The sequence below is a fragment of the Psychrosphaera sp. genome, assembly GCF_982872775.1.
In genome coordinates, this window is record NZ_CEYNSH010000068.1 from 1 (window position 1) to 2,932 (window position 2,932).

Annotated in this window: 5 protein-coding genes; 1 reads left to right on the forward strand and 4 read right to left on the reverse strand. The window is 38.9% G+C overall.

The features are described 5' to 3' along the window. Positions 1–146: 146 nt before the first annotated feature. From AC4E96_RS13445 to AC4E96_RS13455, 3 genes are all read right to left on the reverse strand, one after another. Positions 147–794, reverse strand: coding sequence for a porin family protein (locus tag AC4E96_RS13445; protein ID WP_490256182.1), 648 nt, complete (start codon positions 792–794; stop codon positions 147–149). 287 nt (positions 795–1,081) lie between these two features. Continuing rightward, entirely contained in the window at positions 1,082–1,582 is a 501-nt protein-coding gene (locus AC4E96_RS13450; protein WP_490256183.1) for a flavodoxin family protein, read from the reverse strand. Between the two features lie 22 nt (positions 1,583–1,604). Further along, entirely contained in the window at positions 1,605–2,021 is a 417-nt protein-coding gene (locus tag AC4E96_RS13455; RefSeq protein ID WP_490256184.1) for a VOC family protein, read from the reverse strand. Between the two features lie 99 nt (positions 2,022–2,120). Here AC4E96_RS13455 and soxR point away from each other — a divergent pair, with 99 nt between their 5' ends. After that, complete coding sequence (gene soxR, locus AC4E96_RS13460) at positions 2,121–2,573, forward strand: redox-sensitive transcriptional activator SoxR (protein WP_490256185.1); 453 nt, start codon at positions 2,121–2,123, stop codon at positions 2,571–2,573. Positions 2,574–2,595: 22 nt separating this feature from the next. On the opposite strand, the gene AC4E96_RS13465 is transcribed toward soxR, so the two are convergent. Next, positions 2,596–2,932: hypothetical protein (locus tag AC4E96_RS13465; RefSeq protein WP_490256186.1), on the reverse strand; the 337-nt coding region annotated here is incomplete at its 5' end.

A 2,932-nucleotide genomic window follows, 5' to 3' on the forward strand; every position in this document is an offset into this window, starting at 1 on the left:
ATCCTTTTATTGTTATTTTTATTCTTCGTTGTTTTGTATCGTTAGAATACAGTTTGTTTTCTATACATAAAAGTAAAAAATAGTGGCCACAATTAGCTGAACCAAAAAAAACTTATCGCTGATACCACTTTTCTTTCGAAAATTAATCAAAGTGTATAAGTAAAACCTAAGTTAATCGCTGTCCAATTCCCTGGCTCATAGTCTTGAAAGTAGCTTTTGTCGTATTTAGGCAAATTCTGATATTCGATATTAACTCTAAATTTATGGTTTATACGATAGTCGATACCGACACCATAAACGAAGCCCTGACTCAATTCAGACCATTCGCGCCTCTCGTCTGTCGGTTCATATTTGCCAGTTAAGTCGTTTAGTACATTGACTGACGTATAGTCAACTAGCTTTGTATCACTGTAACCAAGTTGCAGAGTGACTGATGTGTTCTCTGTCAGCGGGTAGCGGCCTTTGGTTAAAAAGACATATTGCATGTCGATTTCTTCGGTGTAGTGATAGTCGTTGTTGTCAGTACCGTAAAGGTCATAACCGCGACGACCTTTACCGATTCTTGCCTCAATGGCCCAATGTGAACTGAGTTGATATCCAAGCGTAGCGAAAATAGTATCGAACGAGCGGTCATTAAGATCAAAATCAATGTCATGGTTGCCAACACTCGCACCAACATAAAATGTATCTGCGTCGAACAGTGTCGAATTAGCTAATTCAGCTTCCTCAGATATAGCTGCTGTAGACAATACCATTAGCCCTGCAGTAAGACAGGTTTGCATCAATCGTTTCATTTTACTTCCCTTAAATACCTATCCATAAAACGCTAATTAAGACTGCGCTGTTTTACTTCAAAACAGCATAAAACTGTAAGTCAATGGTTGTATAAATCGGGATGGTATTCAAGAGTTAATACTATGTTTATTAATGGATTTTGTAATATTTGATGTGGTTTGTAACTTAGTGTTATCAAGACGATGGTTTGGGTTACAATTTAATAGTTTTCGGTTCACCCAGAACAAATAAAGGTGATGATTTAGATTTTACATCATCACCTTATTAAGACCTATTGGTAACAGAACTACGCTAAACTCTGACAAAATTCATTTAGTTGAAAGTTGTAGATTGACTCTTTTTCTAATTGATTAACACTACAATAAAACATTCCCTCGTAGGTCATACCCAGGTATTTGAATGTTTTGGCAAATACCTCTTCAAAACAAGCTGGTGGTTGAAGGTCTTTGCCAGTTCCAAGTAAGGCCGCTTTCTTTTGTTTTAGAGCTTGGCCTTGGATATTGTCTTTTTCGAGTAAATCGGACAGCCGGTCTAAGAAAGTTTTCATTTGCGCACTGGCGGTATACCAATACATAGGAGTAGCTAAAATAATGCGGTCGTATTCAATTACATCACGTATTAAAAACTGAAAGTCATCGTCATAACGTTGATCGTAACGATACGGACCGATTACATAATCATTTAGATCAAAAACGTCGGCACCGAGCTGTTGTGCAACCGTTTTACAAACAGACGCGGCGTTACCGTTTGAGCGGCTCGAGCCCAATATAATTGAAGTTTTAAGCATTTTTATATCCTTTTATTTGTTGTTAAGCGTACGTATTACGTTCTTCTGGAAGGTCCGTTAGATACTCAACGAATTCAATTTCGTAGCCGTTTGGATCAATAAAATAGGCATTTTTTCTAGAACCTGGCTCAACTCCTTGTTTATCAACTTTAAATCCCGCCTGCGCTAGATTATCGACAACGCTTTTTAAATTTGTAGTGACAAAAGCAAAATGAGCCAAGCCTAAGTCGTTACTGTCTAACCTACGATTTACGCCAGTTCCGTTGTCATTGAGTGCAACGTAATGGTAATCATCACCAAAATGCAGCCAGGTTCTTTTAGTGCCATACCAATCGCTTTCTCCTTTGCCTCTAACACGCCAGTGAGGGAAGGCGGCCTTATAAAATTTTAATGTTTCGTTTAGATCTCTCACGACTAGGTTTATATGTTCTAAATGCATGTTTTTGCTCCATTGTTTCTTTCATTTAATTTTTGGTCATGTTAAAACCTCAAGTTAAGTTGAGGTAAAGCGTTAATTTTGATTTTTTTGGAGGAAGCGATGAAATCGCTAAGCAAAGGGGAGAATTGGACCGTTGGTAAAGTGGCCAAACGTTGCGGCGTTGCTGTGTCCACTCTTCATTTTTATGAAGAAAAGGGGCTCATCAAGAGTTGGCGTAATCAAGGAAATCAAAGAAGGTATAAAGCCGACGTCGTCAGGCGTGTCTCGGTTATAAAGGCTGCTCAAAAGCTTGGCGTGACCTTGGAGGAGATTAAGCAAGGGCTGGAAACTCTACCAAATAGTCGTACACCTACCACAAAGGATTGGGAAGCGCTAAGCCAAAATTGGCAGAATATGTTAAACCAAAAAATAGAAGGGCTTGTTAGGCTAAGAGACTCACTGTCAGGATGTATCGGTTGCGGTTGTCTATCTTTGACTAAATGTCCGCTTTATAACAGTGAAGACAACCTTAAGAGGTTTGGACCTGGCCCTGTGATACTCAATAAAAAGTAATCGACAGGGCCATGTTTATTGATTAGTTAATTTGATCAAACGTCACTTTAGGCGCACTTTCTACATCATAGCTAATGGTTGGGCTACAAGAAGAAAGTCGTTTTGATGCCACGTTGCCTTCATTAACTAAATAGCTCTTAACTTGATTTGCTCTGTCTTGAGCCAAACCTAACAATGTTGACACTTGAGACGCGCTGATTGACTTGGCTGTGACTTGACTGACAGGAGAGTCAACTTGTGATTGAGTTGTTTCATTTTCAGAAATTTTACTTTGTTCTGAGTTTTGAGCTAAATTTTGAGTTTGGTTTGCCTGGACGGGTGCATCAACAGGTGAAACATCTACTAAATCAGACGGATTG